Origin of the sequence: Mesorhizobium sp. M0751, from assembly GCF_040320265.1 — a bacterium.
Taxonomy (GTDB): domain Bacteria; phylum Pseudomonadota; class Alphaproteobacteria; order Rhizobiales; family Rhizobiaceae; genus Mesorhizobium.
In genome coordinates this window covers 1-22,215 of sequence record NZ_JAMYPH010000040.1, presented here as the reverse complement: position 1 = coordinate 22,215, position 22,215 = coordinate 1, and the positions used below count along the sequence as shown (strand labels likewise).

The following is a 22,215-nucleotide window of genomic DNA, read 5'->3' as shown; positions in this document are numbered from 1 at the left end:
CTGAACGCCCAGGCAGCGCTCTCGGCGCTCAAAAAAGCATATATCTCTCAAATCGCATATCTATGCGCCTTCTCTGCAAAGGCCTCCTTGTGGGAGAAGGTGGATCGGCGCGTAGCGCCGAGACGGTTGAGGGGTGCTGGACGAAGTGCGTCGGTGCCAAGCTGGAACACCCCTCATCCGACCGAGCTTCGCTCGGCCACCTTCTCCCACAAGGGGAGAAGGGAAGGCGCAGCTTTTACGCCTCTACATATTCCGCCAGGCTGACCCCTTTGGGCACATCCAGCCCATCGGCCCGCAGGCCTTCGATATGAAAGCGTATTGCGTCACGAATTTCGGCTTCAACCTCAGGTACGGTCGCGCCGGTCGCGACGCAGCCGGGCAGATCCGGCACGTAAGCGGAAAAATTGTTTCCGGCTTTTTCAATCACCACCGCGTACCGCATGTCATCGCTCCTTCAGACCGGACTGCTTGAGGATGCTGTTTCTGGCGCATGTGTCAAAGATCTATCCCAGCTGCAAAAATGGCTGTTCTGGCAATATTCCGACTTCGGCCTGTCGCACCGGGTAAGGGGCCGCATCGACCTCGCTGTGGTATCGTCTTATCCATCGTCTCTGACATCAGCCCAATAAAACCCCTTGCTACCGCCCACGACCCAGATTTTCTTCTTGTTTCGCCTGCAAAAGTAACCAACCACATCAAGAAATTTAAATATTTCATCAGCAGCGAAATATTCCGGGGTTTTTTCTCTAACCATTTCCCCCAAGAGCGAGACTGCCTCCTCAAAGTCAATAACAAAGGAATGATCTTTATAATGGTTAACGAGTCTATTTGCTGTATCTTGAGGGGTCGCTAATCCACCAAGATTTTTCCCATTTAGGAGACGCTCCGCATATTGCACGGCGCTCTCATTGACTCGTTGATAATACCCCAATACACGGACGGGAACATTTTCCGAGATGTACGTCCCAAGCAACGCTGCCGAATCCGGAAACTTGCACACAAGCTCTGCAATTACATCCAAAGCATTTCCAAGCGACAGAGCTGGCAATCCGTTTATTTGGGGATCTATAGGTCCCAACTCACTCATCATGCCCATGTGAATCTCATCGGCTCCAAGCGCAATCAGCGTTGCAGCTGATTTCGCTCGGCGCGGAACGACCGCAACGAACTTGTTCTTTGCAAGTCTTTTAAGTGCTTTGCTAATGAGGTAGGCGGGTTCAATCCGACCTCCACCGCTATTAACCAAAAGAAGAACATCCTTTTGTTCTCCATCCAAGGTTGCTTCGGCGTAAAGTTTATCTGTATGATAGCTGGTTATGCTGTCAACTTCATCGTGTAATATTAGAAAATCTATAACTTTGAAGACCATGTTTGACGAGGATCGCAGCTATTTCAGATTCAACGGCCGTGCGAACAGCTTCCAAGTTGTCGGCGGCGAGGCCATCGAGCGCCCTGTTTATATTGTCGGGCTATGGCTGCTTTGGTTTTGGTTTCATCTCGGCCATAGTTATATCTCAAACAGGGATGTTTTCGTTTTGTTCTTGGGTCTATTTGCGTGCAAGGCAATATGCCTTGCACGCATCGATTTAGTTTTTCACAGCTAATTCAGCTACACCCGCTCGTCGCCCCACACGTATCGCACTTCTCGCAAGTCCCGTTCCGCACCATCGTGAAATTGTGGCACTCCGAGCATTCGTTGCCGGTGTAGCCCTGCATCAGCGATTGCTGGCGCCGGTTGGCGGCGAGCGCTTTGGCTTCGGCTGCTTCTTTCGCCGCCTCGTCGGTGAACAGCTCCGTCGGGTCGGAGGCTTCCGCGTAGACGATGTCTTCGACCAGTTCCCTGGCGCGCTCCTCGTAGTCGCGCTTGTAGGCGATGGCTTCGTCACTGGCCGGTTTCAGCGTCAGCACGTTGGAGCCGGAGAAGGCGGTCGGGGCGGTACGGGCTGGAGTTCCGGAGCCCGCACCGGCAAAGCCTTTCGGCTCGGCGCCCATGCCCGACACCAGCTTGACCGGCGAGGCGCCGCGGGTCAGGCCCTTGGAGAAGGGCGTCGCCTTGCCTTCGTTGATGCCGCGCCCGAGTGCGGTCTTGTCGAAATCCGACTGGTCGACATGGGCGAGGTCGTGGCGGCCGAGATAGGAGACGGCGAGTTCGCGGAACACATAGTCGAGGATCGACGTGGCGTTCTTGATGGCGTCGTTGCCTTGCACCATGCCGGCCGGCTCGAATTTGGTGAAGGTGAAGGCTTCGACGAATTCCTCGAGCGGCACGCCGTATTGCAGGCCGAGCGAGATGGCGATGGCGAAGTTGTTCATCATCGCCCGGAAGGCGGCACCTTCCTTATGCATGTCGATGAAGATCTCGCCGATACGGCCGTCGTCGAACTCGCCGGTCCTGAGATAGACCTTGTGGCCGCCGACGACCGCCTTCTGGGTATAGCCCTTGCGGCGGTTCGGCAATTTTTCGCGGTCGCGGTAGAGACGCTCGACGACGCGCTCGACGATCTTCTCGGTCACCTGCACGGCGCGCTGTGCGGCCGGTGCCACGATCAGCTGCTCGACGGCTTCGTCCTCGTCCTCCTCGCCATCGGCGAGCAGCGAGGCGTTGAGCGGCTGCGACAGCTTCGAGCCGTCGCGATAGAGCGCGTTGGCCTTCAGCGCCAGCTTCCACGACAGCATGTAGGCACCCTTGGCGTCTTCCACCGTCGCGTCGTTCGGCATGTTGATGGTCTTGGAGATGGCGCCGGAGATGAAGGGCTGCGCCGCTGCCATCATCATGATGTGGCTGTTGATCGACAGCGAACGCTTGCCGATCTTGCCGCACGGGCTGGCGCAGTCGAACACCGGCAGGTGTTCGGCCTTCAGGAACGGCGCGCCTTCCAGCGTCATCGCCCCGCAGACATGGATGTTGGCGGCTTCGATGTCTTTCTTCGAAAAACCAAGCGCCGGCAGCATCTCGAACGAGAAATCATTGAGCTGCTCGTCGGTGAAGCCGAACGTCTCCTTCACCCAGTCGGCGCCCAGCGTCCACTGGTTGAAGACGAACTTGATGTCGAAGGCCGACTTCAGCGCGGCATTGAGTGCTGCGATCTTTTCGTCGGTAAAGCCTTTTGCCTTGAGCGAGCCGGGGTTGATGCCCGGCGCCTGGTTGAGATTGCCGTGGCCGACGGCATAGGCCTCGATCTCGGCGATCTGGCTCTCGGAATAGCCAAGCGTGCGCAGCGCTTCCGGCACGGCGCGGTTGATGATCTTGAAATAGCCGCCGCCGGCGAGCTTCTTGAATTTTACCAGCGCGAAGTCGGGCTCGATGCCGGTGGTGTCGCAATCCATGACCAGGCCGATCGTGCCGGTCGGCGCGATCACGGTTGCCTGCGCATTGCGGTAGCCATGCTCCTCGCCGAGCTCGATGGCGCGGTCCCAGGCGGCCTTGGCATGGTCGGCAAGCTCTTGCTGCTTGAGGTCTGACGCGACCAGCGGCACCGGGTTGACGGCAAGCTTCTCGTAGCCGTCCCTTTCGCCATAGGCAGCGCGGCGGTGGTTGCGCATGACGCGCAGCATGTTCTGCGCATTGCGGTCGTAGTCGGGGAAGGCGCCGAGCTCGGCGGCCATTTCAGCCGAAGTGGCATAGGCCGTGCCGGTCATGATCGCGGTGAGGGCGGCGCAGATGGCGCGGCCCTCGTCGGAATCATAGGGAATACCCGAGGTCATCAGCAGGCCGCCGATATTGGCGTAGCCGAGGCCGAGCGTGCGGTACTCGTAGGAAAGCTTAGCGATCTCCTTCGACGGGAACTGCGCCATCATGACCGAGATTTCCAGGACCATGGTCCACAGCCGCACCGTGTGCTCGTAGGCGGCAATGTCGATCGTGCCGTCCGCATTGCGGTAGGGCAGGAGGTTGATCGACGCCAGATTGCAGGCGGTGTCGTCGAGGAACATGTATTCCGAGCACGGGTTGGACGCCCGGATCGCACCGGCCGAGGCGCAGGTATGCCAGTCGTTCATCGTTGTGTTGAAGTGCAGGCCGGGGTCGGCCGACGCCCAGGCGGCATAGCCGATCTTTTCCCAGAGATCGCGCGCCTTCAGCGTCTTCAGCACCTTGCCGTCCTTGCGGGCGGTGAGATGCCAGTCGCCATCCTGCTCGACGGCGCGCAGGAAATCGTCCTTCAGCGACACCGAATTGTTGGAGTTCTGGCCGGAAACGGTGAGATAGGCGTCCGAATCCCAGTCGGTGTCGTAGGTCTTGAACGACATCGAGGTGTAGCCCTGCTTGGCGAACTGGATGACGCGGTAGATGTAGTTCTCCGGCACCGCGTCCTTCTTGGCCGCCTTGATCTCGCGCTTTAGCGCGGTGTTGACCGCCGGATCGAAGCAATCCTCGCCATTGCCTTCGCAGTTGATGCAGGCCTTCATGATCGCTTCGAGATGCTTCTTGACGATCTTCGAGCCGGTGACCAGCGAGGCGACCTTCTGCTCCTCATTGACCTTCCAGTCGATGAATTCCTCGATGTCGGGATGATCGGCGTCGACGATGACCATTTTCGCGGCGCGACGCGTCGTGCCGCCCGACTTGATGGCGCCCGCCGCGCGGTCGCCGATCTTGAGGAAGCTCATCAGCCCCGACGAGCGGCCGCCGCCCGACAGCTTTTCACCTTCGCCGCGCAGGAACGAGAAGTTGGAGCCGGTGCCGGAGCCGTATTTGAACAGGCGCGCCTCACGCACCCACAGGTCCATGATGCCGCCTTCGTTGACGAGATCGTCCTGCACGCCCTGGATGAAGCAGGCATGCGGCTGCGGATGCTCGTAGGAAGACTTCGACTTGGTCAGCTTGCCGGTGAACGGGTCGACATAGAAATGGCCCTGGCTCGGACCGTCGATGCCATAGGCCCAGTGCAGGCCGGTGTTGAACCATTGCGGCGAATTCGGCGCGACGCGCTGGGTGGCCAGCATATAGGCGAGCTCGTCGCGGAAGGCGCGCGCGTCTTCCTCCGACTTGAAGTAGCCGCCCTTCCAGCCCCAATAGGTCCAGGTGCCGGCAAGCCGGTCGAAGACCTGGCGGGCGTCGGTCTCGGAACCGTAGCGCTCGCCTTCCGGCAGCTTTGCCAGTTCAGCTTCGTCGGCGACGGAGCGCCACAGGAAGGAGGGGACTTGCGTCTCTTCGACCTTCTTCAGCCGTGCCGGGACGCCCGCCTTGCGGAAATATTTCTGCGCCAGGATATCGGCGGCAACCTGGGAGAACTGCGCCGGCACGTCGATGTTGTCCAAGCGGAACACCACCGACCCATCCGGATTCTTGATCTCGGAAAGCGCCTTGCGGAATTCGATCTCCGCATAAGCTGATTGTCCCTGTTTGGTGAAACGACGCTCGATGCGCATTGGTCCGGTCCCTTTTGTCTACATATAGCGCTTTTCCCAGAGGATTTCTGCCCTCTTGACGAAACGCGCATGGCCGCCGTCTGCCGGCGTTCAAAACCCACCGGCTCTCATCGTCACAGTCTCCGCGGCCCTGCCGGTCGAACCTCTTGCGAGGCCGCTGTCCAACGCGCTCACGGACCCTGTGGGTCCCTCAAAACTGAAAACTTTTTGTAACGCCCTCGGTCGAGGGAACTTCACATTATCTAGCGTCGAACCTGCCTGCAAACACTAAATATAGTGTTAACAGACAATTTATTCAAGTCCGACAATCCTCCCCTTTCGCCACCCAAGGCTTGAAATCCCACGCCTCCGCCGGCCTCGTGAACAGGCGGCAATGCGGGTCAAAACGCACATATTCCGGGAAAAAGACCGGCCTCGAAACTTTTCCGGTCGCACTCTCAACAGGAGCGCATGGCCTATAAAAGGCGACTCGTTTTGCGGCGTCAAGGATTCGTTTGCGTAGCTTTTATGACCCCAACATCTTGTGTGTCACATATGTGGATAACGGGGATAGAAGCGGAGCGCAGCGAGGGAGGTTCGGCTCGGCGCGAAGGTGCTTCGGCCACGGCATTCGCCGCACCTGACCGCGGCTATGCGCGGCTCGGGCTCAGGAGAACCGGCGTGGATCGGCGCAGAAATGGGCGATGATCTGGCGAAGATCCGGTTCATGCACCATGCCCACGGCCTCGGCGGCGCTGACCCACTTGCGGGTGCGTGCCCGCTTTTCCTTCCACCGGTCGGCCACCTTGTCGACCTGTAGCGGGAACACCAGCACTTCGCACGGCACTTCCTCGCCGGAATCCAGCACCTTGGCATAGAAATAGCGGCCGGCCTCGTGATGCGAGATCGTGCCGCGCAGCCCGGCCTCTTCCCCGGCCTCGCGCGCCGCCGCTTCGCAAAGCGGCTCCTTTGCTTCCGGCCAACCCTTGGGAAGCACCCAGCGGCCGGTATCGCGGCTGGTGATCAACATGATCTCGACGCCGTCGTCGCTGTCGCGCCAGGGCAGGGCTGCAACCTGCAGGCGGGACGGCACCGTGCCGAAGAGTCGCCGGACCTTTTCGGCCAGATGGTTGTGCGTCGTTGGCCTTGTCAACATCGGAGAAGCTTGCCCCAGCTTCCAGAATCGTTTGCCGTCTTACGAATCTTACGGCTAATCATGAGCAATAAAAGTAAAAAATCTTTCATGGACCAACGAAATTGCGCCAATTGCGCCGGTCTCGCCCAAACGGCGCGGCCGCGCGAGCATCACGCCGGCATTTGTCGGTCGCGGATGGTGCCTTGGGCGACCGGCTGCAATGAGCGGCCTTGCCGCGAATCAGCCGGCGTGGTCGTCGGCGATCGGCTTCTGGTAGGTGAAGCCCATGTCCCAGGGGAAATAGATCCAGGTGTCCTGGCTGACCTCGGTAACGAAAGTGTCGACCATCGGCCTGCCTTTCGGCTTGGCATAGACGGTGGCGAAATGCGCCTTGGGCATCATCGCGCGCACGATGCCCGCCGTCTTGCCGGTGTCGGTGAGGTCGTCGATGATCAGCACGCCGGCGCCGTCATCGGCGAGCAGCGCCGGCGTGATCTCCTTCAGCACCTGCAACTGCCCTTGGCTGGTATAATCGTGGTATGAGGCAACGCAGACCGTCTCGATGATGCGGATGCCAAGCTCGCGCGAAATAATGGCGGCCGGAACCAGGCCGCCGCGCGTGATGCAGACGATCGCCTTCCATTGCCCCTTGTTGGCGCCGGCAAGCCGCCAGGCGAGCGCGCGCGCATCGCGGTGGAACTGGTCCCAGGAGACCGGGAAGGCTTTTTCGGGCAGGGACATCTTTCGCGCACTCCGCAAAGCGCGCATCGCGCGCAGACACTATGGAATGCGCGCGGAATTAACTGGAAAGGCTTGGCTTTGGCAAGGGGAGCGGCCAGCTATCCCTGTGAACCTAGAGCCTGTTCCATCCCGACCTAATCGGGATGGGGCTCTATTCTTTTTTCTTGAGCATGATCTTTCCGAAAACCGGATTCCACTTTTCGGGATCATGCTCTACCGCGACAGGAAAGCTGCCACCGGTGCGGTGCGCAGCACCGTTCGCGTCACCCCGCCGAATAGCAGCTGGCGTAGCCAGGAATGGCTGTAGGCGCCGAGAACGAGCAGGTCCGCACCCGACTCGGCGACCCTGGTCTGGATGATGTCGTCGACCGAGGCGCCGCCGGACCTCAGCACCGAGACGCTGACGGTCGCGCCATGCCTGGACAGCGAGGCGGCGATCTCCGCGCCGGCTGTTTCCGGCGCCTCGTCCAGCGTATCCGGCGGGTCGATGACGACGATATCCGTCTTCTCGGCCTCGATGATGAAGGGCAGGGCATCGAACGCCGCGCGCGCGGCTTCCTTGCTGCCGTTCCAGGCGAGCAGCACATGCTTGAAGCTGGTCACCAGCGGACCCGAATGCGGCACCACCAGCACCGGCCGGCCGGCATCGTAGACCAGCGTGTCGACGTCGGCGCTCGGGTCGCTACCGGATTCGCGCTGCGCGGCGATGATCAGGTCCGCAGTGCGAACGGTCGAGATGCCGGTCAGCGCACTGTCGCCGGAAAAACTCTCGAGGCTGCGCCACTCGAACGACAGGCCGGAATTCTCGATGCGCTTGTAAAAGGCGGCCTGCAACTTCTCGGCGCGCTCCCGGTTCATGTCGGCGGAAACCTGCAGGAACTCGGTGTCCGGAAAGCCGGTGGCCGAGGTGTAGGGCACGGGCAACGCCTCGGCATGAATGCCGATCAGATGGCTCTGGAATCGGCTGGCCAGCGGGATCGCGCAGTCGAGGACGCGCTCGGCATCCTGTTCATTCTGCAATATGGCAACGATGGTCTTGAAGCGCATGGCAATCCCCCAGTTTTACGGCGATCCCACTCGTGACAAACGTCACTGCGCGATGCTGGTTCCGTCAGGCCGGCCGATCAGACCACCCGGCTTGCCCTGGTCAAGCTCGCCACCATAGCCTCTACGTCGGCGCGTGCCGAGTCCAGCGCCTGCTGGCTGCGGGCCCGCACCACCAGTTCCGTCCAGAATTTGCCGTCGCCATATTTCGGGTAGGAGCCGATGATCGTGTCCGGATGCGCCTTCTGGATGTCGCCCAGCGGGCCGCCGATCAGGCCTTCACCGAACGGGCATTCCACGGTTGCCGACAGCATTTTGGTGCCGGCCCGCAATGTCGGCACGACATTGTCGAGCATCGCCTGGAAAATCGCCGGCACGCCGGCCATGACATGGACGTTGCCAATGCGAAAGCCCGGCGCAACCGACACTGGATTATCGATGTGGTCTGCCCCGCGCGGCATCCGCGCCATGCGCTTGCGCGCTTCGGTGTATTCGATGCCGCGGGCAGCATAGCTTGCTTCCAGCAGGGCGTAGGCCCTGGCGTCGTATTCGCATGGCACGCCAAAGGCCTTGGCAACCGAATCGGCGGTGATGTCGTCATGCGTCGGGCCGATGCCGCCGGTGGTGAAGACATAAGTGTAGCGGGCGCGCAGCGCATTCACCGCAGCGACGATCTCGTCTTCTTCGTCCGCAACGATGCGCACTTCCTTCAGGTCGATGCCGATCGCCGTCATGATGTCGGCGAGGTGGCCGATGTTCTTGTCCTTGGTGCGGCCGGACAGAATCTCGTCGCCGATGACGAGCATGGCGGCGGTGACGATTTCGGTCATGACTGGCTCCGGCAAACGGGTCGCCTGAGATAGCGCGACGGACGGCCGGCGGCAATGCCGCCAAACGACGGATCCATCTGTGCCACCTCCCTTGCCGTGGACCCTTCGGCGGGTGATGCTGCGTGCCGGTTTGGAGCCTTGAGCAAGATATGCCGGTACCGATTCTGCTATGGCTGCCCGGCGCGCTGCTTCTGCTGGCGCTCGTCATGGCAGCCTATCCGATGCTGGCGACGCTGTGGATCGCGGCAAAGGCCGAAAGGCTGGTGCCGGCCAGCGGAAAATTCATCGAGATCGACGGCAATCGCATCCATTATGTCGAGACGGGCGAGGGGCGGCCGATCGTCTTCCTGCACGGCCTCGGCGCGCAGCTTCATCAGTTCGGCCACACGCTGTTCGGACGGTTCGGCCCGAACTATCGGCTGATTGCGCTCGACCGTCCTGGCTCCGGCTATTCGGTGCGGGCCAGGGGCGCCAGCGGACGGCTGCCCGAGCAGGCCGAGATCGTGCGGCGCTTTATCGAGGCGCTTGGGCTGGAAAACCCTCTGGTCGTCGGCCATTCGCTGGGTGGCGCCATCGCGCTGACGCTGGCTGTCGAGCATCCAGAGGCGATTTCCGGTATCGCCTTGCTGGCGCCGCTGACCCATCTGGAGCCGGACGCGCGCGAGAAGTTCGGCCCGCTATACATCAAGTCGCCGCTGCGGCGCCGGATCATGGCTCAGACGGTGGCGATCCCGGCGGCTCTCAAATATGCCGAACCGACGCTTGCCTTCATCTTTGCACCGCAGACGGCGCCGGCCGACTATATGGTCGAGGGCGGCGGCTGGTGCGGGCTGAGGCCAAGCCATTTCTACGCAACGTCGACCGACGTCGTGGCCATCGAGCACGACCTTGGCCGCATCGAGCAACGCTATGGTGAGATCGCCATGCCGGCCGGCATTCTGTTTGGTGCTTCCGACATCGTGCTGGGCATCGATATCCATGGCTGGCCGCTGATGGAAAAGATCAGCGGGCTCGATTTCGAGCCGGTCGAGGGGCTTGGCCACATGCCGCAATTCGTCGAGCCGGAACGGGTCGTCGCTTTCATCGAACGCATTGCCGACCGCGCATTTGCGCCGAAGTCCGACACCAGCAGCTGACACCCTCCCGGAAGCTCACGCATTCCTCACCATGCCGCCTATTCCTTCACGGCTCCGGTCATCGAGGAAACATAGTGCTCGACAAAGAACGAATAGAGCACCACCACCGGCAGTGAGCCGATCAGCGCTCCCGCCATCAGCGCCCCCCATTCATAGACGTCCGAGCGGACCAGTTCGGTGAGCACCCCGACTGGCACGGTCTTGTTTTCGGACGACTGGATGAAGGTCAAGGCGTAGATGAACTCGTTCCATGACAGCGTGAATGCAAAGATGCCGGCGGAAATCAGGCCCGGCACAGATAGCGGCAGCACGATCTTGGTGAGGATCTGCCAGCGGCTCGCCCCGTCGATCAGCGCGCATTCTTCCAGCTCGAACGGGATCGAGCGGAAGTAACCCATCAGCAGCCACGTGCAGAACGGGATCAGGAAGGTCGGATAGGTGAGGATGAGCGCGAAAGGCGTGTCGTAAAGCCCAAGGTTGAACACCATCACCGACAGCGGAATGAACAGGATCGAGGGTGGTACGAGATAGGCGAGGAACACCGCGAGGCCGACCTGCCGCGCCCCGGAGAACCGCAAGCGTTCGATCGCATAGGCAGCGAATACCGCAGCCAGCAGCGACAGGAACGTGGCGGCGGTCGAAATGATGATCGTGTTGAGCAGCCAGCCCGGATAGGATGTCTCGAAGAGCAGGTAGCGGATATGCTCGAGCGTCGGATGCACCACCCAGAACGGATTGAAATTGGCGTAGTCGGTCATCTCGAGGTTGGGCTTAACCGCCGTGATCGTCATCCAGTAGAACGGAAACAACAGCACGATGACGAAGATCAGCAACGGCAGGTAGACCGTCACCACGCGGCGCGGCAAGCTCTGCAGGTAGCCCATGCCGCCTTCGTCGAGTTCCGGGCGTTTGCTTGTATCGATCGCGGTCATGTCAATCTCCGCCGCCCTGCTGCCATTTGCGGCGTTGCAGGCCAAAATAGCTGAACAGGATCGCCGCCAGCAGGAACGGGATCATGGCGACTGCGATCGCGGCGCCTTCGCCAAGCTGGCCTCCGGAAATGCCGCGCTGGAACGACAGCGTCGCCATCAAATGGGTGGCGTTGACCGGCCCGCCGCGCGTCAGCACATAGATCAGCTGGAAATCGGTGAAGGTGAACAGCACCGAAAACGTCATGGTGATGGCTATGATCGGCGTCAGCAGCGGCAGCGTCACATAGCGGAACAATTGCCAGCGGCTGGCGCCGTCGAGCGTGGCGGCCTCGTAGAGCGACTGCGGAATCGTCTGCAGGCCGGCAAGCAGCGTTATCGCCACGAACGGAATGCCGCGCCAGACATTGGCGGCGATGACCGAAGCCCGCGCATTCTCGGGATCGCCGAGGAAATTGATGCGATGGTCGATCAGGCCCATTTCCATCAGCGCCCAGGACAGGATCGAGAACTGCGAATCGTAGATCCACCAGAAGGCGATCGCCGACAGCACCGTCGGCACCACCCAGGGCAGCAGGACGATTGCCCGGAAGAACGATTTGAACGGCAGGTTCTGGTTGAGGATAAGCGCCAGCCACAGGCCGAGCGCAAACTTCAGGATCGAGGCGCTGATCGTGTAGAGCAATGTGTTGAAGACGGAGAGCCAGAAGACGGCGTCGTCCCACAGATATTCGTAGTTCTCGATGCCGATGAAGATGCCGGGGCGGCCGATGCGGGCATCGGTGAAGCCGAGCCAGACGCCGAGCCCGAGCGGATAGGTCAGGAAGACCAGCAGCAGTGCCGCCGCCGGCAGCATGAAGCCGAAGCCAAGCGCGTTATGACTTTCAGACACGAACGTCAAAATGCGCGACAGCGTCGACCGGCGTGGCTGAGCGGCAGCGGAGGTCACGGCCATGGGTCGGCTCCTCTAGGGTCTCATTGAACGGCCGGGCGGCCATGCGCGATTCGAAGCCGGGCAGCATGGCCGCCCGGCTGAATCCGGCTCAAACGCGATAGTAGCGGTTTGCGCGCTTCTCGGCTTCTTCCATCGCTTCTTGCGGCGTCGCCTGGCCGGTCACCGCCTTGGCGAACATATCGACCAGCACATAGTCGGCCATGGTCGCCGCCGAGGCATAGCCAAGCGGGCCGGCATAGCCGTTGGGCCGCAGCGTCGCCGAGGCCTTGGCGTAGGCGGCATTGTTCGGATCGGCCGTCCACACCGGGTTGTTGTCGAAGGCTTTGAGCGTCTGGCAGCAATAGCCCGCCGAGGACGTGATCCACTTGGCCATTTGCGGCTCCTCGAACATGAACTGCAGATAGGCCTTGGCCGCGTTGGGGTAGGGCGTGTAGTCGAAGATCACGGCCGTGGTCACCTGGAACAGCTCGACGGATTTCCCGACCGGACCGATCGGCAGGTTGGTGGTGCGGATGTCCTTGGCCATCTCGGCCAGTTTCGGATCCTTGTCCTTGTTGATCTTGGCGGTGTTGTAGGCCGAAATGCCGTTGGCGATGACGCTCAATTCGCCGGCCAGGAAGGCGCGGTTGTTGTTGACGTCGAGCCAGCTTTCGGTACCGGGAATGAAGGTCTTGTAGAGCTCCTGCGCGTATTCGATCGCCTTCAGCGTCTCGGGGCTGTTGATCGTCACCTTGCTGCTCTCGTCGACCATTTTGCCGCCGTGGCTCCACAACAGCCAGTGGGCGTAGTTGTTGCCGTCGCCGACGCCGTGGCCGTGCGTGAAGCCGGCCGGGTGCCCCTTTGCCTGCAATGCCTTGCAAAGCTCGAGCAAGCCTGCCGTGTCCTTCGGAAACTCGGAGAAGCCGGCCTCCTTCACCCAGCTTTCGCGATAGACGATGGCATTGCCGATGGTCGCCAGCGGCAGGCCGAGGAATTTGCCTTGCCGTGTCGCATATTGGTGCGGTCCGTCGTACCAGCCGCCATATTTCGAGCCGAGATATTCGCCCAGTTCCGACACGTCGTGCAGCTTGTCGGGATATTGGTGCGGATCGTCGAACCAGACGAACATCAGGTCCGGGCCGGAGCCGACATTGGCGGCGACCGCCGCCTTGGGGCGGATGTCCTCCCAGCTTTCCTTGTCGACGCGGACCTCGACGCCGGTCGCTTCGGTGAAGCGCTTGGTGTTGGCCAGCCATTGATCCTCGTCGCCCTGCACGAAGGGCGACCAGCGCAGCAGCCTGAGCTTGGCGCCGTCCTCGGGCTTGTATTTCAATCCCTCCTGGGCAAAGGCGGGAGAGCCGATGAGCCGGCTTCCCAAGGCTCCCGCCGCCGCGCCGGCGGTGGTGCGGATCACGTCGCGTCTGGTGAATTTCATGCTCGCTTCCTCCTGCTTATTGTCCTTGCCGTCCTACTGCTCGATGGGTGTTTCGAACCGCTGTCCGGTTTTGCCGTGAAAGAGATGGATGAGGCCAGGCTCGGCCGTAAGCCGGATGGTTTCGCCCGGCGTGAAGGAATGGCGTTCCCGGAAATTGGCGACGATCTCCTCGCCGCCGGCGGTGCGGCCGATCAGCTGCACTTCGGACCCTGTCGGCTCGACCACCACGACAGTGACCGGAATGCCCAGATGGTCGGACAGCCGTAAATGCTCGGGCCGTATGCCCAGCACGACCGGCTCACCATTGCCGATCGAAAGGGCCGAGGCCAACGGGACCGAAATCCCGCCGGCGCCCCGAAACGACGGCGAGCCGTCGCTTACGATCTCGCCCCTGAGCATGTTCATGGCGGGCGAGCCGATGAAGCTGGCGACAAAAAGGTTGTTCGGCCGGTCGTAGAGTTCGAGCGGCGGCCCGATCTGTTCAACGATGCCGTCATGCATGACGACGATCTTGTCGGCCATGGTCATCGCCTCGATCTGGTCGTGGGTGACGTAGACCGTCGTCGTCTTCAGGCGCTGGTGCAGTTCCTTGATCTCGGCGCGCATCTGCACCCGGAGCTTGGCATCGAGATTGGAGAGCGGCTCGTCGAACAGGAAGACTTGCGGATCGCGCACGATCGCCCGGCCCATGGCGACGCGCTGGCGCTGGCCGCCGGAAAGCTGGCGCGGATAGCGGTCGAGCAGCGGCACCAGTCCCAGGATCTCTGCCGCACGCCGCACGCCGGCATCGCTCTCCGTCTTGGGAACGCCCTTGAGCATCAGCGAGAACGCCATGTTCTCGGCGACCGTCATATGCGGGTAGAGCGCATAGTTCTGGAAGACCATGGCGACGTCGCGCTCCTTTGGCGCAACGTTGTTGACGACACGTTTGCCGATCGCAATCTGGCCGCGCGAGATCTTTTCCAGGCCGGCGATCATTCTGAGCAGGGTCGACTTTCCGCAACCCGAAGGACCGACCAGCGTGACGAACTCGCCGTCGTTTATATCGACGCTGACCCCGTGCAGGACCTCGACGTTTCCAAATGATTTGTAGACATCGCCGATTGCGACAGACGCCATCGATCTCCTCCCGATTGATTCCTGCAACGACTTCGAAGGAAACCGCTTTCCTGCCTGGCCCGCGACAGCGCCCAGACTCCTCCCCGGTCACGCGCGATGTGAGACGGTAGCGCTACCAAACCGACCTGTAAAGCACACCGGCATCACTGGGATATCGAGACACCCTAATCGGAAACCTCGGTCTGCGGCCGGTCGCGGCCGTCGGCGAGCTCGTCGTGCCATTTGCCGTCGGCGTCCTCGTACTGGATGCCGTCGGTGTTGCCGGCGACCTGCTGTTCGGCGGAAGCGATCTCGGCGGCGCGCAAGGCGTCCTGATGGGTGGGGAACGTTTCGGAGAATGTCGAGCCGACCTTGTAGGCCCAGCCTCCGTCATGCTCGACGATCTTGTAGGTCAGTTTCGCCATGAAACCCTCCGGTTGAAAGCCCGTTGCCTCAATGCAGCCTGTCGTCGCCCAGTCTGTCGTCGGCCAGTCTGTCGTCTGGCAGCCTGTCGTCTGTGACCAGCACGTCCGATTCCCTGGCGGCTTCGATCAGTGCCCGGCGCGCATCCGCCGTCGAACGATAACCTTCCAGCACTTTTAGGCAAGTGTCGAGGGCATCACGATGACGGGGCCCGCGATTGAGTGGCCAGACCGTCATCAGGCACTCCGCCGCCTCCTGGGCGCTGCGGATGTGGCGATACTTGCCGACATGGCCGAGTTCGACCACGACCGGCTTTTCAAATGGCTTGCTGTCCATCATCGCCGCCAACGCGGAGCGGCCGATTTGGTTGCAAGTACTATGTTAGCTCAGGCGAATATAGCTCAACAATCTAGCCGCAGTCGGGGCAATCACTTCAGGTTTGCGCTGCCCCTCATCCGCCTGCCGGCACCTTCTCCCCGTATAGTGACGGGGAGAAGAGGGCTGACCGCAACCTCGGCTCCCGTTCTGCAACGCTGGAGATTGGCGAAACCGTCGACGAGAGCGCCCCTCTCCCCGTCACTATACGGGGAGAGGATGCCGGCAGGCAGGTGAGGGGCAGCGCGACATCATCAATTGGCCGGCCGAGCGCCATTTCTGTCTGAAGCGATTGCCTTGGGCGGCTCATCGGAACCCGCCGTCAGTTCGCCGCCTTCATCCAATGCTGCATCGTTGTCACCGAGCGGGCAAGCTGCGGCGCCGGGTGGATTTTTTCGCCGAAGGTGGCCGCGGCGCGCCAGCCCCAGCGTGGATCGGCAAGGAAGGCGCGCGCCAGCGCCACCATGTCGGCGCGGCCGTCGGCGACGATCGCCTCGGCCTGTTTCGGATCGTCGATCAGGCCGACGGCCCGCGTCGGGATGCCGACGGCCCTGCGGACCGCTTCGGCCAGATGCACCTGGTAGCCAGGCCCGGACGGCAGCTTCTGCAACGGCGAATTGCCGCCGCTCGAGCAGCAGAGATAGGCGACGCCGGCTTCCTTCAGCGCTTTTGCCACTTCGATCGCATCCTCGACCTCGAAGCCGCCATCGACCCATTCCTTGATCGACAGGCGCGCGCCCAGCATCAGCCCGGGCACTGCCTTCTTCACCGCCTTGGCGATCTCGACGGCGAAACGCATGCGGTTTTCCAGGGAGCCGCCCCAGCGGTCGGTGCGCTGGTTGGAGAGCGGCGACAGGAACTGGAAGATCAGATAGCCATGCGCGGCATGCAGCTCGATGAAGTCGAAGCCGGCCCGCTCGGCCCGCTTTGCCGCTTCGGCGAAGCGTTCGATGATTTGCAGGATCTCGTCGTCCTCCAGCGCCCGCGGCACCTGCCAGCCGGTGTCGTAGGCGATCGCTGAGGCCGACACGATCGGCCACGGGTCCTGATCGGCGTGCAGCGGTCCGCCGCCTTCCCAGGGTTTCCGGTTCGACGCCTTGCGGCCGGCATGGGCAAGCTGGGTGCCGAATTTCGTGCCCGGCGCGGCGACCCGCTTGGCGGCATCAAGCGTGCGTCGCGCCGCCGCCTCATTGTCCTCGGAATAGAGGCCGAGGCAGCCATGCGAGATCCTGCCGCGCCGCTCGACGTCGGTCATCTCGACGGTAACCATGCCGGCGCCCGACATGGCCAGGTTCATCCAATGATAGAGGTGCCAGTCGCTGGCTGAGCCGTCCTCGGCCGAATACTGGCACATCGGCGCGACCGCGATGCGGTTGGGGAAGGTGAGGCCGTCGAGGGTGATCGGCTGGAAAAGCGATGAGGTCATAAAAAACACTCCGGAAAGGGTTGCCGCTATTTATGCAGCCGACTGTGCCAGCGCCAGACACGAGACGGTGAACCGGTGCTCTGGACCAATAGCTGACCGGATTGCGCGAACCGCCGTTCGCGGCTACGCCTTTGCCGCGGCAGCAGGGAGTCCACCATGGAAGATCGCATTCGCATCCGCTCGGAGGAGGTCCTTTCCGACGAATGGGCGGTTTTGAAAAAGACCGTCTTCGACTACCGCCGGCGCGACGGCAAATGGGAAACGCATACCCGCCAGACCTACGATCGCGGCGACGGCGCGGTGATCCTGCCTTTCGATCCCGACCGCTCGACGGTGCTGCTGGTGCGGCAGTTCCGCTATCCGGCCTACGTCACCGGCCACAAGGAGCCGCTGATCGAGGCCTGCGCCGGCCTGCTCGACGAAGACGATCCCGAAACCTGCATTCGCAAGGAGGCCGAGGAGGAACTCGGCTACCGCCTGAAGGACGTGCAGCGGCTGTTTTCACCCTATATGAGCCCCGGCAGCGTGACCGAGCGACTCTGGTTCTTCGTCGCCCGCTATTCGCCCGCCGACCGCATCTCCGACGGCGGCGGCGCCCACGACGAAGGCGAGGACATCGAGGTTTTGGAAATGCCGCTCGACGAGGCGCTGGCCGGCATCTACGACGGCAGCATTGTCGATGCGAAGACCATCATCCTGATCCAGCATTTGAAGCTGAACCCGATCGGTGGGTGAGGTGGTGGATCTGGGCTAGGTGCGGATTAGGACGTGACGGCTATGCTAGCATCGCTGTTGTGCGCAGTTCCTAAATGGCCCATGCCTGCGCATCGCAAAGCATGCACGGAAACGTGCCCCTCTCGGTCGTCGCGGCTGGGCAAGTCGGTGGATATCGTCGTCACGGTGCGGCAGAGCGACGGGCAGGGCCACATGCCGCACCGTTCAGATCGCAGCCATTGCCTTGGCGATCACGGCGAAAGGCAGGACCAGGGATAGCGGCGCGTCATCGAGACGGACCGCACCGTAGCCCTCATACCAGCGTGCGGCCTGATCGCCTTTGGCGTCGATCAACAGGGCTACGCCGCCGACTTCCTGCGCAACTGCTATGCAGCGTTTCCCGGCGGCGAGCAGCAAGCCGCCACCGAGGCCACGGCCTTGCATCGCACGATCCACAGCGAGGCGACCGAGGCGATAGACCGGCACGTCGTAGCGGCCCAGGCCACGCCTGGCGATCGTCGGTGTGCGGGCATAGTCTATCGAGGCGGGACTGAGGGAATAGAATCCGAGGATGTGCGATGGATCTTCCGCCGTCACGGCGACGAAGGTTTTTGCGCCGCCGCTTTCGTGGTTTTGACGCGCGAAGCGCTGTAGATAGGTATTGAGGTCCGCGTCGCCACAGTCGAAGGCGGCACGGTCATGCTGTTTACTGATCGGCACTTCCTGCCAGGAGTTCACGCGAGGGTCTGACCGGCCTTGGCGGCACGGATAAGACGTTCGGTGGGCGCCGGCGGATTTTCGAGCAGGTCGAGGACGCGCAGGCTGTCGCGTTCTGACAGTGCGAGATGTTCGGCGCGTTGGATCGTGGCTTGGGCGTCACGCAGCGCGGAACGCGTGACGAACTCGGTTAGACCGACATTCGACAAAGCCGCTGCACGTGCGATCACGGCTTTTGCTTCGGGCGGAATCCGGAGATCGATTCGGCCATTGTCACTAACATTGCGGGGCATGGGCATATCCTTCGGTTTAACTATACAGTACGGATTCAATCCGTACAACACCAACCTTTCGCCTTAGCTTGAGTTATAGAAATGCGTTCTATAACTCAGAGGGCACAAGCCTAAGGCTCAACCGAGCAGCTTCAATGCCGTTGCAATCGGTAAAAGCGATGACAACGGACGGCTCTGAGGTGGCAAGAGGCCGTGCTTGCGATAGAAGGCTGTCGGGCAGCCAAGCCTTCTTGGCTAGCAACCAGCTAGGAAATCAAATCAATACCCAATTTGGTGCGGACGACGGGAATCGAACCCGTACGATCAGAGATCGAGGGATTTTAAGTCCCTTGCGTCTACCAATTCCGCCACGTCCGCAGGCCAGCTCTTTTCAGCCGCCAGCCAAAGGCCGTCAAGCCCGTCTTCTGCCGTCGACAAATCCGATACTGGAAGCTAGCGAGGGCTAATCACCTACAGAGATACAAGCAAATCGCCTTCACCTGGAGATATCTTTAGCGGCAGCTTCCGGGGCTATCGCGAATGCGCGTCCCCCGTTCGCAGGATGCGTTGAGGCGCTCCGCCCTGATAGACTCGAATTGGCAAGTGGATCGGCGCGCCGGCACTCGACGCCGTCCTCTACGAACACCGGGAGATTGTCATGCTCAAGCTTGCCTCTGCCTTGGCACTGCTGCTTGTTGGGACGGCGCCTCTGTTTGCCGATGACATGCCGATGAACGCCAAAGACATCAGGTGGGGTCCTGCTCCTGCTGTCATTCCCGCTGGCGCTGAAATGGCTGTTATCTCTGGAGATCCCTCAAAGGACGGCGCCTATGTGCTGCGGTTGAAGACACCCGCCGGCTACAAAATTGCCGCACATAATCATCCCACCACGGAATACGTAACGGTGCTTTCCGGCAACTTCCATGTTGGAATGGGCGATAAGCTCGACGAGGCGAAAGGTGTCGAACTGACTGCTGGCGGCTTCGGCGTCGCGCCGGCCGGAATGAATCACTTCGCCTGGACGACAAGCGATACGATCATCCAGGTTCATGGCGAGGGGCCATTCAAGATCACCTACGTCAACCCGGCAGACGATCCGAGCAAGAAGTGACAGTTCGGGGATCGAATTGATTGAACCGGCTGAAGGCTCGAATGATGGAGTGCGTCAAACTCCGCGACCGTCGAATCAGTAAGATCCGCTAACGCGGCGAAAGCTGATTGGCCGCAACGGAATCCTATTCCGCTTGGCCATTTTGCCGTGAATGGCGCCGAAACAAAAAACCCGCCTCGGTAGGCGGGTCGTTGGAGCCAATTGGCACCATACCCAAATTAGTAGCATAGCTGCCGGCACAAAGCAAGAACAAAGTTGCTGCGGCCGGCACAAAAGCATAAAGCCTTTGTCCTGCCTTCCCGGCGTTGTCGATTGGCGAAAGCCGTGGTGGCATCGATCTCCCTCCTTGAGGGGGAGATGGCCGGCAGGCCAGAGGGGGTCGTCGCGCGTCAAGCGCCAGCCTCCTTTTGTTCGGGGCAAAGGTTCGCGTCAGGACGTCCCGACCCCCTCTGTCGCCTTTGGCGACATCTCCCCCACTTTGGGTCCCCTTTTGGGGGGAGATCGGCGGTTTCGCCGTCGTCGCTTACTTCCTCGCTGGTCAAAATCCTCGCGGCTTGGCACAGTCGGGCAAAGAGGAGCCTGTTGATGCCGAAGAATGCGACGAAACCAAAACCCTGGGCCGAGATGGCGACGCATCTGGTCAATGTCGCCATGGGCCGCAAACCCGCCGATCTCGTCATCCGCAACGGGCGCTGGGTCAACGTTCATTCGGGCGAGATCATAGCTGGCACTGACATCGCCATTGCCGGCGGCCGCTTTGCCTATTGCGGGCCGAATGCCGGCCATGCCATCGGCCAGGGCACCAAGGTGGTCGATGCCGGCGGCCGCTACCTGGTGCCGGGGCTTTGCGACGCGCATATGCATGTCGAGAGCGGCATGGTGACGGTGACGGAATTCTGCCGCGCGGTGATCCCGCATGGCACCACCTCGATGTTCATCGATCCGCATGAGATCGCCAATGTGCTCGGCCTGCCGGGCGTGCGATTGATGCATGACGAGGCGGTCGCCATGCCGGTCAACGTGCATGTGCAGATGCCGTCCTGCGTGCCGTCGGCGCCGGGGCTGGAACATGCCGGCGCCGAGCTGACCGTTGCCGATGTTGCCGAGGCGATGACCTGGGAGAACATCATCGGGCTCGGCGAGGTGATGAATTTTCCGGGTGTCGCCGCCAATGACCCGGTGATGTCGGGCGAGATCGCCGCGACGGTGAGGGCCGGCAAGACGGTTGGCGGGCACTATGCCTCGCGCGATCTCGGCCTGCCGTTCCACGGCTACGTCGCCGGCGGCCCGGAGGATGACCATGAAGGCACGCGCGCCGAGGACGCCATCGCCCGCGTCCGCCAGGGCATGAAGGCGATGCTGCGGCTGGGCTCGGCCTGGTATGACGTCGCCTCGCAGATCAAGGCGGTGACCGAGAGCGGCCTCGACCCGCGCAACTTCATCCTGTGCACCGACGACAGCCATTCCGGTACGCTGGTGCACGAAGGCCATATGGACCGGGTCGTGCGCCACGCCATCAGCCAGGGCTTGAAGCCGGTGACGGCGATCCAGATGGCGACGCTCAACACCGCCCAGCATTTCAAGCTGGAGCGCGAGATCGGCTCGATCGCGCCGGGTCGGCTCGCCGATCTGCTGATCGTTTCCGACCTGGCCGAAATGACCATCGACGAGGTCTATGGCCGCGGCGTCAGGCTGGCCAAGGGCGGCAAGCTCGAGATCGACATTCCGGCCTACAATTATCCGAAGACGGCGAAGAACACCGTCAAGCTCGGCAAGAAGCTCAAACCCGGCGATTTCGACATCGCGGCACCCCTGGGCGCCAACGAGGTGCGGGTGCGCGTCATCGGCGTCATCGAGAACCAGGCGCCGACGCGGGCGCTCGAGGCCGATCTGCCGGTCGAAGAGGGGCTGGTCGCCATGGACCGCCGCAACGACGTCTGCCAGATCGCGCTGGTCGAGCGCCACAAGGGCACCGGCGGCGTCACCAATGCCTTCGTCTCCGGCTTCGGCTATATCGGCGACTGCGCCATGGCCTCCAGCGTGGCGCACGATGCCCACCACATCATCGTCGTCGGCACCAACAAGCAGGACATGGCGCTGGCCGTGAACCGGCTGGGCGAGGTCGGCGGCGGCGTCGTGCTGTTCTCCAGGGGCAAGGAGCTGGCGCTGGTCGAGATGCCGATCGCCGGACTGATGTCGGACGAGCGCGCCGAAATCGTCGCCGCAAAGGCGGACCAACTCAGCGACGCCATGCGCCAGATGGGCTGCTCGCTGAACAACGCCTACATGCAGCACTCGCTGCTGGCGCTGGTCGTCATCCCCGAGCTCAGGATTTCCGACGTCGGCCTGATCGACGTGACGACTTTCCGGAAGGTTGATCTGTTCGTCTGAACGATGGCGGGACAGCGCCCCCCTCTGTCCTGCCGGACATCTCCCCCTCAAGGGGGGTGTTTGGACCGGGGACATCGCGAACAGGTGTGCGGGGACATCGCGAACAGTTTGCCATCCTATCTTTGGCTTGCGTTGAGGTCGATGGTCTGGATTTT

At 61.8% G+C, this 22,215-nt stretch carries 20 protein-coding genes and 1 tRNA gene; 4 read left to right on the top strand and 17 right to left on the bottom strand.

Features of this window, described 5'->3' with window-relative positions:
• Positions 1-235 precede the first annotated feature (235 nt).
• The 7 genes from NKI19_RS31550 to NKI19_RS31520 all read right to left on the bottom strand — a co-directional run bounded on the left by NKI19_RS31550 (position 236) and on the right by NKI19_RS31520 (position 9,099).
• Entirely contained in the window at positions 236-442 is a 207-nt protein-coding gene (locus NKI19_RS31550; RefSeq protein WP_352493403.1) for a type II toxin-antitoxin system HicB family antitoxin, read from the bottom strand.
• Between the two features lie 156 nt (positions 443-598).
• Positions 599-1,369 carry an SDH family Clp fold serine proteinase gene (locus NKI19_RS31545; protein ID WP_352567543.1) on the bottom strand — a complete coding sequence of 257 codons (771 nt, stop codon included), beginning with the start codon at positions 1,367-1,369 and terminating at the stop codon, positions 599-601.
• 236 nt (positions 1,370-1,605) lie between these two features.
• Complete coding sequence (locus tag NKI19_RS31540; protein WP_352567542.1) at positions 1,606-5,370, bottom strand: vitamin B12-dependent ribonucleotide reductase; 3,765 nt, start codon at positions 5,368-5,370, stop codon at positions 1,606-1,608.
• Positions 5,371-6,016: 646 nt separating this feature from the next.
• Positions 6,017-6,505: an NUDIX hydrolase gene (locus tag NKI19_RS31535; RefSeq protein ID WP_352493400.1), complete on the bottom strand. Its 489-nt coding sequence runs from the start codon at positions 6,503-6,505 to the stop codon at positions 6,017-6,019.
• A gap of 219 nt (positions 6,506-6,724) precedes the next feature.
• Positions 6,725-7,225, bottom strand: a complete 501-nt coding sequence (gpt, locus tag NKI19_RS31530; protein WP_352493399.1) for a xanthine phosphoribosyltransferase — start codon at positions 7,223-7,225, stop codon at positions 6,725-6,727.
• Positions 7,226-7,438: 213 nt separating this feature from the next.
• Positions 7,439-8,272, bottom strand: a complete 834-nt coding sequence (locus tag NKI19_RS31525) for a universal stress protein (RefSeq protein WP_352493398.1) — start codon at positions 8,270-8,272, stop codon at positions 7,439-7,441.
• Positions 8,273-8,349: 77 nt separating this feature from the next.
• Positions 8,350-9,099, bottom strand: coding sequence for a competence/damage-inducible protein A (locus NKI19_RS31520; protein WP_352493397.1), 750 nt, complete (start codon positions 9,097-9,099; stop codon positions 8,350-8,352).
• A 149-nt stretch (positions 9,100-9,248) separates the two neighbouring features.
• Here NKI19_RS31520 and NKI19_RS31515 point away from each other — a divergent pair, with 149 nt between their 5' ends.
• Positions 9,249-10,235 carry an alpha/beta fold hydrolase gene (locus NKI19_RS31515; RefSeq protein ID WP_352493396.1) on the top strand — a complete coding sequence of 329 codons (987 nt, stop codon included), beginning with the start codon at positions 9,249-9,251 and terminating at the stop codon, positions 10,233-10,235.
• A 38-nt stretch (positions 10,236-10,273) separates the two neighbouring features.
• Here the strand turns inward: NKI19_RS31515 and NKI19_RS31510 are convergent, their stop codons facing one another.
• From NKI19_RS31510 to NKI19_RS31480, 7 genes are all read right to left on the bottom strand, one after another.
• A complete protein-coding gene (locus NKI19_RS31510; protein WP_352493395.1) occupies positions 10,274-11,167 on the bottom strand; it encodes a carbohydrate ABC transporter permease in 894 nt (297 codons plus the stop codon).
• Position 11,168: 1 nt separating this feature from the next.
• Positions 11,169-12,020, bottom strand: coding sequence for a carbohydrate ABC transporter permease (locus NKI19_RS31505; protein ID WP_376705884.1), 852 nt, complete (start codon positions 12,018-12,020; stop codon positions 11,169-11,171).
• A gap of 187 nt (positions 12,021-12,207) precedes the next feature.
• Entirely contained in the window at positions 12,208-13,533 is a 1,326-nt protein-coding gene (locus NKI19_RS31500) for an ABC transporter substrate-binding protein (RefSeq protein WP_352493394.1), read from the bottom strand.
• Positions 13,534-13,566: 33 nt separating this feature from the next.
• Complete coding sequence (locus NKI19_RS31495; protein ID WP_352493393.1) at positions 13,567-14,652, bottom strand: ABC transporter ATP-binding protein; 1,086 nt, start codon at positions 14,650-14,652, stop codon at positions 13,567-13,569.
• 164 nt (positions 14,653-14,816) lie between these two features.
• A complete protein-coding gene (locus NKI19_RS31490; RefSeq protein ID WP_023674770.1) occupies positions 14,817-15,056 on the bottom strand; it encodes a DUF2188 domain-containing protein in 240 nt (79 codons plus the stop codon).
• A gap of 28 nt (positions 15,057-15,084) precedes the next feature.
• A complete protein-coding gene (locus tag NKI19_RS31485) occupies positions 15,085-15,393 on the bottom strand; it encodes a DUF982 domain-containing protein (protein WP_352493391.1) in 309 nt (102 codons plus the stop codon).
• A 358-nt stretch (positions 15,394-15,751) separates the two neighbouring features.
• Positions 15,752-16,855: an NADH:flavin oxidoreductase/NADH oxidase gene (locus NKI19_RS31480; RefSeq protein ID WP_352493390.1), complete on the bottom strand. Its 1,104-nt coding sequence runs from the start codon at positions 16,853-16,855 to the stop codon at positions 15,752-15,754.
• A gap of 156 nt (positions 16,856-17,011) precedes the next feature.
• On the opposite strand from NKI19_RS31480, the gene NKI19_RS31475 reads away from it, so the two are divergent.
• Complete coding sequence (locus NKI19_RS31475; protein ID WP_352493389.1) at positions 17,012-17,590, top strand: NUDIX domain-containing protein; 579 nt, start codon at positions 17,012-17,014, stop codon at positions 17,588-17,590.
• A 204-nt stretch (positions 17,591-17,794) separates the two neighbouring features.
• On the opposite strand, the gene NKI19_RS31470 is transcribed toward NKI19_RS31475, so the two are convergent.
• The 3 genes from NKI19_RS31470 to NKI19_RS31460 all read right to left on the bottom strand — a co-directional run bounded on the left by NKI19_RS31470 (position 17,795) and on the right by NKI19_RS31460 (position 18,936).
• Positions 17,795-18,307, bottom strand: a complete 513-nt coding sequence (locus NKI19_RS31470) for a GNAT family N-acetyltransferase (protein ID WP_352493388.1) — start codon at positions 18,305-18,307, stop codon at positions 17,795-17,797.
• A complete protein-coding gene (locus tag NKI19_RS31465) occupies positions 18,304-18,579 on the bottom strand; it encodes a type II toxin-antitoxin system TacA family antitoxin (protein WP_352493387.1) in 276 nt (91 codons plus the stop codon). Before NKI19_RS31465 ends, NKI19_RS31470 begins: the two co-directional genes overlap by 4 nt.
• Positions 18,580-18,850: 271 nt before the next feature.
• Positions 18,851-18,936 (bottom strand) — tRNA-Leu (locus NKI19_RS31460).
• A 280-nt stretch (positions 18,937-19,216) separates the two neighbouring features.
• On the opposite strand from NKI19_RS31460, the gene NKI19_RS31455 reads away from it, so the two are divergent.
• Both NKI19_RS31455 and ade read left to right on the top strand, forming a co-directional pair.
• Positions 19,217-19,669, top strand: coding sequence for a cupin domain-containing protein (locus NKI19_RS31455; RefSeq protein ID WP_352493386.1), 453 nt, complete (start codon positions 19,217-19,219; stop codon positions 19,667-19,669).
• Between the two features lie 585 nt (positions 19,670-20,254).
• On the top strand, positions 20,255-22,060 hold the full coding sequence (ade, locus tag NKI19_RS31450; RefSeq protein ID WP_352567541.1) for an adenine deaminase: 1,806 nt from the start codon (positions 20,255-20,257) through the stop codon (positions 22,058-22,060).
• Positions 22,061-22,215: the final 155 nt, after the last annotated feature.

What these genes read in the sequence shown, in the direction of transcription:
- NKI19_RS31490 (WP_023674770.1), bottom strand. Translation starts at nt 15,056, where the DNA reads ATGGCGAAACTGACCTACAAGATCGTCGAGCATGACGGAGGCTGGGCC.
- NKI19_RS31465 (WP_352493387.1), bottom strand. Translation starts at nt 18,579, where the DNA reads ATGCCCCGCAATGTTAGTGACAATGGCCGAATCGATCTCCGGATTCCG.
- NKI19_RS31480 (WP_352493390.1), bottom strand. Translation starts at nt 16,855, where the DNA reads ATGACCTCATCGCTTTTCCAGCCGATCACCCTCGACGGCCTCACCTTC.
- gpt (WP_352493399.1), bottom strand. Translation starts at nt 7,225, where the DNA reads ATGTCCCTGCCCGAAAAAGCCTTCCCGGTCTCCTGGGACCAGTTCCAC.
- NKI19_RS31520 (WP_352493397.1), bottom strand. Translation starts at nt 9,099, where the DNA reads ATGACCGAAATCGTCACCGCCGCCATGCTCGTCATCGGCGACGAGATT.
- NKI19_RS31475 (WP_352493389.1), top strand. Translation starts at nt 17,012, where the DNA reads ATGGAAGATCGCATTCGCATCCGCTCGGAGGAGGTCCTTTCCGACGAA.
- NKI19_RS31540 (WP_352567542.1), bottom strand. Translation starts at nt 5,370, where the DNA reads ATGCGCATCGAGCGTCGTTTCACCAAACAGGGACAATCAGCTTATGCG.
- NKI19_RS31455 (WP_352493386.1), top strand. Translation starts at nt 19,217, where the DNA reads ATGCTCAAGCTTGCCTCTGCCTTGGCACTGCTGCTTGTTGGGACGGCG.
- ade (WP_352567541.1), top strand. Translation starts at nt 20,255, where the DNA reads ATGCCGAAGAATGCGACGAAACCAAAACCCTGGGCCGAGATGGCGACG.
- NKI19_RS31535 (WP_352493400.1), bottom strand. Translation starts at nt 6,505, where the DNA reads ATGTTGACAAGGCCAACGACGCACAACCATCTGGCCGAAAAGGTCCGG.
- NKI19_RS31550 (WP_352493403.1), bottom strand. Translation starts at nt 442, where the DNA reads ATGCGGTACGCGGTGGTGATTGAAAAAGCCGGAAACAATTTTTCCGCT.
- NKI19_RS31510 (WP_352493395.1), bottom strand. Translation starts at nt 11,167, where the DNA reads ATGACCGCGATCGATACAAGCAAACGCCCGGAACTCGACGAAGGCGGC.
- NKI19_RS31500 (WP_352493394.1), bottom strand. Translation starts at nt 13,533, where the DNA reads ATGAAATTCACCAGACGCGACGTGATCCGCACCACCGCCGGCGCGGCG.
- NKI19_RS31545 (WP_352567543.1), bottom strand. Translation starts at nt 1,369, where the DNA reads ATGGTCTTCAAAGTTATAGATTTTCTAATATTACACGATGAAGTTGAC.
- NKI19_RS31525 (WP_352493398.1), bottom strand. Translation starts at nt 8,272, where the DNA reads ATGCGCTTCAAGACCATCGTTGCCATATTGCAGAATGAACAGGATGCC.
- NKI19_RS31495 (WP_352493393.1), bottom strand. Translation starts at nt 14,652, where the DNA reads ATGGCGTCTGTCGCAATCGGCGATGTCTACAAATCATTTGGAAACGTC.
- NKI19_RS31505 (WP_376705884.1), bottom strand. Translation starts at nt 12,020, where the DNA reads ATGCTGCCGGCGGCGGCACTGCTGCTGGTCTTCCTGACCTATCCGCTC.
- NKI19_RS31515 (WP_352493396.1), top strand. Translation starts at nt 9,249, where the DNA reads ATGCCGGTACCGATTCTGCTATGGCTGCCCGGCGCGCTGCTTCTGCTG.
- NKI19_RS31485 (WP_352493391.1), bottom strand. Translation starts at nt 15,393, where the DNA reads ATGATGGACAGCAAGCCATTTGAAAAGCCGGTCGTGGTCGAACTCGGC.